This is a genomic window from Hyphomonas sp. UBA3601, assembly GCF_002375605.1.
In the GTDB taxonomy this organism is placed as follows: Bacteria; Pseudomonadota; Alphaproteobacteria; order Caulobacterales; family Hyphomonadaceae; genus Hyphomonas.
Genome location: NZ_DFME01000044.1, coordinates 8,455 through 13,812, shown reverse-complemented (window position 1 = coordinate 13,812; position 5,358 = coordinate 8,455). Strand labels below are relative to the sequence as shown.

Below are 5,358 nucleotides of genomic sequence, written 5' to 3'. Positions count from 1 at the left end.
CGCAAATGCGTGGACAGGTTTCCATCTGTCGCTGCGACCTTGTCGCGCAGCTCTCCGAAAATGGCGGGACTGACACTGGATAGGTACGCCATGATGCCGAGGCGGAGACGCCCATGGATGACATCGTCGATGTCGTTATGATTGAAGGGGTTTTTCTCGGGCATGGGCGTTACACTGTTTCCGAGGGTTCGTTCCGCATCAATAGAAGGCCGGGTAACAGGACACAGAGCGCCGCTACAGCTGATCCGAGAAGCACGATATAAGGCGTCTGCATGAGGAGCACCGCTGGCAATGTGCTGGCCATGGCGGCACTGCCGCTGAAAGAGAGGATACGGTTTTGTGCCATCACGCCGGATACGTATTGGGCCAGGCCATAGAGTCCGATCACCATTGGGACTGACCACATGAAGGCGGCGGTACCTTGGCCCAACAGGGCCGAAATGAAGGCTCCCATGAAGTAGGCGCCAAGAAAATAGCCTGCCGCCTGCCAAACGATGCGAGAAACCTGATTTCCCACTGAGGCGGCGCCCGGCTTGTGGGCAGAGAAGCCTGCCTGCATGATGAACATGCCGCCCATGCCGAGGACGACATAGCCGATCCAGAGGAACGCGAACGCCATGGGCGAAAGACCCCACATGCCCGTCGCGATGGCGTAGTGACCGAGATAGGCCAGTGTGGTCAGCGCGCCCCACAAGATCAGGAAGCGTCCGCCGAGAAGCGGTGCCTTCTGTCCGGCTTCTGCCAGATCGCGCACATAGGCAAGATCATCGGTGAGGGATTGAGGGTTCATTTTCGTCTCCACAAATAACTTTGAAAAACAAAGTATAATCGTATCGAAGAATGTCAAGCAACCCAAATGGCTGCCAAACGGAGCTTTGTGTTTGGTCAGAAGATTGACTTAGCCCTCGGCGAGGCGGGCCATTTCGGCGTCGGACAGTTCGGAATTGTCGTAGACATTCTGCACGTCATCCAATTCGTCGAGCACGTCCAGCAGCTTCATCAACGTGTCGGCCGCGTCGCCGTCCACGGGGATATTGCTCTGCGGTTTCCAGATCAATTTCGTCGACTTGGCTTCGACATCTGCGCCGAAATGTTCAGTCAGCGCGTCGGCTACGGTCTGGAGGTCTTCGCGAGCCGTGTAGATCCAGTGGCTTTCGGTGTCTGATTCCACGTCCTGAGCGCCCGCAAGGATCGCCGCTTCCATGACTTCGTCTTCGGTGCCCACGCTCGCAGGATACTCGATCTCGCCAACCTGATCGAAACTGAACGAGACAGAGCCCGTTTCGCCGAGATTGCCGCCATTCTTCGAAAAGGCTGTGCGCACATCGGTCGCCGTACGGTTCTTGTTGTCCGTTGACGCCTCGACGATTACGCCAACACCGCCGGGCCCGAAGCCTTCATAGCGGATGTCCACATAGTCTTCGCCGCCGCCTCCCTGGCCCTTGTCGATGGCGCGCTGGATATTGTCCTTGGGGACGGACTGGCCCTTGGCGTTCTGAATCGCAAGGCGAAGGCGTGGATTCCCGTCCGGATCTGGTCCGCCCATCTTGGACGCGATCGTGATCTCTTTTGACAGGCGCGCGAAGAGTACGGCGCGCTTCTTGTCCTGTGCGCCTTTGCGGTGCTGGATATTTGCCCATTTACTATGGCCTGCCATGGCGCCCTCTTCGAATTTGGTCTGATCAGGAGAAGGGAGGCGTTTAGCGCAGGTTTGCAAAACGGCCAAGCTCCCCGTGTGCGACGGGCTATCTGGGGCAGGGAATTGTATTTCTGCCGCACATAGGAGCGAGCTTTGCAAAATTTTCCGCGCCAAATTGACACTTACGTCAACGTCAACCTTGCGTCTTTTCTGCGCGGGCGTTAGGCACACCCCACACGAGTTTAATTCCAACTATGTCTGGAGCGGTTGTATGAAGGTCCTGGTACCGGTCAAACGCGTCATCGACTATAACGTCAAAGTTCGGGTGAAGCCCGATCAGACGGGTGTCGATCTCGCAAACGTCAAAATGTCGATGAACCCATTTGACGAGATTTCTGTCGAAGAAGCAGTTCGCATGAAGGAAGCCGGCACGGCGACCGAAGTTGTGATCGTGTCCATCGGTCCGAAACAGGCTCAGGAAACCATTCGCACAGCGCTGGCCATGGGCGGCGACCGCGGCATCTTGATCAATACGGACGAAACCGTCGAACCGCTGGCTGTTGCGAAAATCCTTGCAAAAGTTGTTGCAGAAGAGAGCCCGGACCTGGTGCTCCTCGGCAAGCAGGCCATTGACGATGATTCCAACCAGACCGGCCAGATGCTGGCAGCGTTGCTGGACTGGCCACAAGGCACATTCGCTTACAAGATCGAGAAGGACGGCGACGCCCTGACCGTGACCCGCGAAGTCGATGGCGGCCTGCAGACCGTGAAACTGGCCACACCGGCAATTGTCACCGTCGATTTGCGCCTTAACGAGCCGCGCTACGCGTCTCTGCCAAACATCATGAAGGCGAAGAAGAAGCCAATCGATGAGAAAGCTCCCGGCGATTATGGCGTCGACATCTCGCCGCGCCTGTCAGTTGTGAAAGTGACTGAGCCGCCTGTGCGCGAGGCGGGTGAAAAGGTCGAAGACGTTGCGACGCTTGTTTCGAAACTCAAATCAGCAGGAGCGATCTAATGGCTGTTCTGGTTATTGCTGAACACGACAATGCGTCCCTGAACGACGCGACCCACAAAGTTGTTACCGCAGCTGCAAAGTTTGGCGGCGACGTAGACATCCTGGTGGCTGGCGAAGGCGCAGGCGACGTGGCAGCTTCTGCTGCCAAGGTTTCCGGTGTCCGCAAGGTCGTTCACGTGGATGGCGCCTCGGTTGCAAAGCAACTGGCGGAAGCCATGGAAGCCCTCGTTGTGCCAATGATGTCCGGCTATGACGCCGTTTTCATCCCGGCTACGACGACGGGCAAGAACATGGCTCCGCGTATCGCGGCCAAGCTGGACGTCATGCAGCTGTCGGATATCACGGATGTCATCGACACCGACACGTTCGAGCGTCCGATCTATGCCGGCAACGCCATCCTGACGGTGAAGTCTTCCGATGCGAAGAAAGTCATCACGGTTCGTGGCACGGCGTTCGAAGCTGCTGGTGAAGATGGTTCGGCTTCGGTCGAAGCAGCAGATGCACCTGCAGGACCATTCAAATCCGAATTCGTGTCGGAGCAGATGGTCAAATCCGACCGTCCGGAACTGGCTGGCGCGAAACGCGTCGTGTCCGGTGGCCGCGCGCTGGGCTCGAAAGAAGAATTTGACCGCCTGATCGTGCCGCTGGCTGACAAGCTGGAAGCAGCTGTCGGCGCTTCGCGCGCCGCTGTCGATGCGGGCTACGCCCCGAACGATTATCAGGTGGGCCAGACCGGCAAAATCGTTGCGCCTGAACTGTATGTTGCTGTCGGCATCTCCGGGGCCATCCAGCACCTTGCTGGTATGAAGGACTCCAAGATCATTGTCGCGATCAACAAGGACGAAGAGGCTCCGATTTTCCAGGTCGCCGATTATGGCCTGGTTGCAGACCTCTTCAATGCCGTCCCGGAACTGACCGAGGCGCTGTAAGCTTTTCAGCCCTGACTGAATTCAACCCGCAACTCCTTAGGGGAGTTGCGGGTTGTTTTGTATAGAGCGAGCTAAGCCATGATCAGGAGATTGCATGCGAACAGTCATCGTAACAGGTGCAGCGTCGGGTATCGGCCGTGCAATTGCCGTGCATTTTGCCAATGAAGATTGGCGCGTCGCTGCGCTGGATATCGATCATGATGGTCTTGCCTCGCTCCCGAAAGTCGGGATTCAGCCGATTTGGTGTGACCTGTCATCCGAAGAGAGTATTCGCGCCGCGGTCGCAGAAGCAGGGTTCGAACAGCTTGACCTGCTCGTGAACAATGGCGGGCCAGCCGACCCGGTCGCCGGTCCTCTGGAGGAGATGAGTCTCAATGACTGGAATAGCTGGATCGCACCGCACCTGAACGGCAGTTTCCTGATGGCGCGAGAATGCATGCCTTGTTTGCGCGCTGCCAAGGGCAGTATCGTCAATATGACATCGACCCGAGCCTATCAGTCGGAGCCGGACACCTATGGGTATGCGGCGGCTAAGGGCGGAATCATTGGCCTGACGCATGCGCTGGCCATCGGTCTCGGGCCGGATGTCAGGGCCAACGCAATTGCGCCCGGCTGGATCAATTCAACTGGTGACGTGCTGTCTGGTGAGGCACACGCGCAGCATCCAGTCGGTCGAGCGGGGGAAGTCGAAGATATCGTGGATGCGGTGGTCTACCTGTCTGGTGCCGGCTTTGTGACGGGGCAGGTGCTGACAGTGGACGGCGGCATGAGGCGCAGGATGATTTACACCGCGTAGCGCGGGATCGATCCTGAGTTTCCCGCTTCGGTGTTGTCGGACCGTCTGCGGGCGGGACCATCTTGCAGGATTGCGGATATACCCGCGGCGACTGCATCCCAGACTTGTGTTTGACGCACTGCACAAACAGGATATGACATCTCTCTTTTACGACGATCTGGACGAGACTTATGGCAGACCTGAAGACAATTGGCGTGATTGGCGCGGGCCAGATGGGGAATGGTATCGCCCATGTCAGCGCGCTAGCCGGATACGACGTCGTTCTCAGCGATATTTCCGAAGAGTCTCTCGCCAAAGGCATGAAAGCGATTGAACGTAATATGGCCCGCCAGGTTGGGCGGGGACAATACAATCAGGGCGATATGGATACTGCGCTCGGGCGCATTAAGCCGACAACTGTCTTGAAGGACCATGAGGCCGCCAACCTTGTTATTGAGGCCGCCACAGAGCGCCGGGAAATCAAGGAACAGATCTTTCGTTCACTCTGCGAAATCGTGCCTACGAGCACATTTCTGGCGACGAATACGTCGTCCATTTCGATCACCCGGCTTGCGTCCGTCACCGACCGTCCCGAACGGTTTATCGGGCTTCACTTCATGAATCCCGTTCCGCTGATGAAGCTGGTTGAAGTGATCCGTGGGCTCGCAACGGATCAGGAAACCTACGAAACCGCCATCGAGTTTGCAGGGCGCCTAGAGAAGACGACCACGAATGCCGAGGACTACCCGGCCTTTATCGTCAACCGGATCCTTGTGCCCATGATCAATGAGGCCGTCTACGCTCTCTACGAGGGTGTAGGCACGGTTGAAAGCATTGATACGGCGATGCGCCTGGGCGCAAATCATCCGATGGGGCCGTTGACGCTTGCCGACTTCATCGGTCTCGATACATGTCTGTCGATCATGCAAGTTTTGCATGATGGTCTTGCCGACACCAAATACAGACCGTGTCCATTGCTCGTGAAATATGTTGAAGC

Annotated in this window: 7 protein-coding genes; 4 read left to right on the top strand and 3 right to left on the bottom strand. The window is 57.2% G+C overall.

What is annotated here, in order from left to right:
• The 3 genes from B4F73_RS05025 to B4F73_RS05015 form a co-directional block, all read right to left on the bottom strand.
• Positions 1 to 164 (bottom strand): transcriptional regulator (locus B4F73_RS05025; protein ID WP_290482646.1); only part of this gene is annotated, 164 nt, incomplete at its 3' end.
• 5 nt (positions 165 to 169) lie between these two features.
• Positions 170 to 790 carry a hypothetical protein gene (locus B4F73_RS05020; protein ID WP_290482645.1) on the bottom strand — a complete coding sequence of 207 codons (621 nt, stop codon included), beginning with the start codon at positions 788 to 790 and terminating at the stop codon, positions 170 to 172.
• Positions 791 to 898: 108 nt separating this feature from the next.
• Positions 899 to 1,657: a YebC/PmpR family DNA-binding transcriptional regulator gene (locus B4F73_RS05015; RefSeq protein ID WP_290482644.1), complete on the bottom strand. Its 759-nt coding sequence runs from the start codon at positions 1,655 to 1,657 to the stop codon at positions 899 to 901.
• Between the two features lie 253 nt (positions 1,658 to 1,910).
• On the opposite strand from B4F73_RS05015, the gene B4F73_RS05010 reads away from it, so the two are divergent.
• The 4 genes from B4F73_RS05010 to B4F73_RS04995 form a co-directional block, all read left to right on the top strand.
• A complete protein-coding gene (locus tag B4F73_RS05010) occupies positions 1,911 to 2,657 on the top strand; it encodes an electron transfer flavoprotein subunit beta/FixA family protein (RefSeq protein ID WP_034814577.1) in 747 nt (248 codons plus the stop codon).
• The gene (locus tag B4F73_RS05005) at positions 2,657 to 3,586 is read left to right on the top strand and encodes an electron transfer flavoprotein subunit alpha/FixB family protein (protein WP_290482643.1); all 930 of its coding nucleotides are present in this window, start codon (positions 2,657 to 2,659) and stop codon (positions 3,584 to 3,586) included. Before B4F73_RS05010 ends, B4F73_RS05005 begins: the two co-directional genes overlap by 1 nt.
• A gap of 94 nt (positions 3,587 to 3,680) precedes the next feature.
• Positions 3,681 to 4,382 carry an SDR family oxidoreductase gene (locus tag B4F73_RS05000; RefSeq protein ID WP_290482642.1) on the top strand — a complete coding sequence of 234 codons (702 nt, stop codon included), beginning with the start codon at positions 3,681 to 3,683 and terminating at the stop codon, positions 4,380 to 4,382.
• Positions 4,383 to 4,552: 170 nt separating this feature from the next.
• The coding region (locus tag B4F73_RS04995; protein ID WP_290480886.1) for a 3-hydroxybutyryl-CoA dehydrogenase at positions 4,553 to 5,358 on the top strand (806 nt) is incomplete at its 3' end.

Coding starts and splice junctions, on each gene's coding strand:
- B4F73_RS05010 (WP_034814577.1), top strand. CDS start 1,911: ATGAAGGTCCTGGTACCGGTCAAACGCGTCATCGACTATAACGTCAAA.
- B4F73_RS05005 (WP_290482643.1), top strand. CDS start 2,657: ATGGCTGTTCTGGTTATTGCTGAACACGACAATGCGTCCCTGAACGAC.
- B4F73_RS05020 (WP_290482645.1), bottom strand. CDS start 790: ATGAACCCTCAATCCCTCACCGATGATCTTGCCTATGTGCGCGATCTG.
- B4F73_RS05000 (WP_290482642.1), top strand. CDS start 3,681: ATGCGAACAGTCATCGTAACAGGTGCAGCGTCGGGTATCGGCCGTGCA.
- B4F73_RS05015 (WP_290482644.1), bottom strand. CDS start 1,657: ATGGCAGGCCATAGTAAATGGGCAAATATCCAGCACCGCAAAGGCGCA.